Annotated in this window: 2 protein-coding genes; one reads left to right on the top strand and one right to left on the bottom strand. The window is 68.6% G+C overall.

Annotation, left to right across the window (positions count from 1 at the left end; genetic code table 11):
• Window positions 1–1,119, top strand: a 1,119-nt coding sequence (locus ACLQ24_RS29580) for a DUF3427 domain-containing protein (protein WP_425895023.1), incomplete at its 5' end; no start/stop codon positions are given.
• Window positions 1,120–1,129: 10 nt separating this feature from the next.
• Here the strand turns inward: ACLQ24_RS29580 and ACLQ24_RS29575 are convergent.
• Window positions 1,130–1,429: a helix-turn-helix domain-containing protein gene (locus tag ACLQ24_RS29575; protein WP_425895022.1), complete on the bottom strand. Its 300-nt coding sequence runs from the start codon at window positions 1,427–1,429 to the stop codon at window positions 1,130–1,132.
• Window positions 1,430–1,514 lie beyond the last annotated feature (85 nt).

Raw genomic sequence — 1,514 nt, 5'->3', positions numbered from 1 at the left:
AGCGCGAAGCCGCCCGACGCATCAACGCCGAACGACTTCTCACTGCGTAGCCGTCCAGTTACCCGACAGTCTCTAAGGGAGGCGGTCCGCGACGACTTCCCGCACCTGCCCAGCGGCTGCCACATCGAGCTGGACCGGGTGTCGAAGGACATCGTGCTCGCCAACCTGAAGAACACGCTCCCCACCTCCAAGGCAGGGTTGGTGTCCGAGCTGCGGCACCTTGGAGACGTCAGCCTGGCCACGTTCCTCCGGGAGACCGGCCTTGAGATCGAGGACGTATACCGGTCGGCCAGCCTCGGCGGCTGGACCGGTCTGCGCCGCCTCGCCGACATTGAGACGTCCGCGCCCAGCGAAGACGACCGCGAACTCGGCCGCGCCATCGGTCGCATGCTGCACACCGATGACACCGACCGGCTCGAGCTGCTGACCCGGGTCGCGGCCGGACCGCCCGCGCCAGGTCAGCAGGTGTACGCGGGCAACGGTCGCCTGCTCAACATGCTGCACTTCAGTCTCTGGGGGCCTTCCGCGCCCCTCGCCACGCGCGAAGAGCGCTTGGCGCGACTGTGGAAGGAACCGGCGCGCTGCGCCGAGTTACAACAGGTCGCCGAGGTGCTGCGGGATCGGATCCACCGGGTCACGCCGGCTGCCGCCCCGGGTGCCGTGCCGCTGCGGGTCCACGCCCGGTACAGCCGCAACGAGGCGTGCGCCGCCTTCGGAATGCCCAATCCGGGCTCGCTGCGCGAGGGCGTGAAGTGGCTGCCGGACGCCCAGGCCGATCTGTTCTTCGTCACGCTGGTCAAGTCCGAAGCGCACTACTCCCCCACCACCATGTACGCCGACCGGGCCATCACCGACACGCTGTTCCAGTGGGAGTCGCAGAGCACCACCTCGGCGGCGTCGGCGACGGGACAGCGCTACACGTCGGGCACCTCGACCGTGCACCTTTTCGTCCGGGAGACCCGGGTCGCCGACCGCGACCTGGGAGCACCGCCGTACCTCTACGCGGGCACGATGACGTACGAGTCGCACACCGGCGACCGGCCGATGCGGATTCTCTGGCGACTCCACCAGGCCCTACCCGCCGACGTCTACGCCACCGCCCGAGCGATCGCGGCATAACCGAATCCGATCAGGCCGCGTCGGCTTCCGACGCGAACTTGATATCTAGCCGCCTGTCGAAGGCTCGAGCGAGGCGTTCCAACACGGGGAGCGTCGGCATGGTGCCACCGGCCTCGAAGCGGGCGACCGCGGACTGAGTCATGCCGGCCGCTCGCGCCAACTGGCTCTGGCTCCAACCCTGCCCCTCCCGCAGGTGACGTACTTCCTGGCCAAGCTCGAAGGCGATCCGGGTCGCTTCGTACGCCTCACCAGCGCCCGGCTCGGCCATCCGGCGCTCACGCAGGTCACTCCAGTCCAGACGATCGCTCATCGCTATACCCGTTACCTCTCAGTGCGCTTTGGCAAGCACACGGTTGGTAGTCCTGCCTTGCGGCGGAACGGTCCCGGTCTGACCG

It is taken from the genome of Micromonospora sp. DT4, from assembly GCF_049841675.1.
Taxonomy (GTDB): Bacteria; Actinomycetota; Actinomycetes; order Mycobacteriales; family Micromonosporaceae; genus Micromonospora.
This window is presented reverse-complemented; position numbering and strand designations above follow the sequence as displayed.

What these genes read in the sequence shown, in the direction of transcription:
- ACLQ24_RS29575 (WP_425895022.1), bottom strand. Translation starts at nt 1,429, where the DNA reads ATGAGCGATCGTCTGGACTGGAGTGACCTGCGTGAGCGCCGGATGGCC.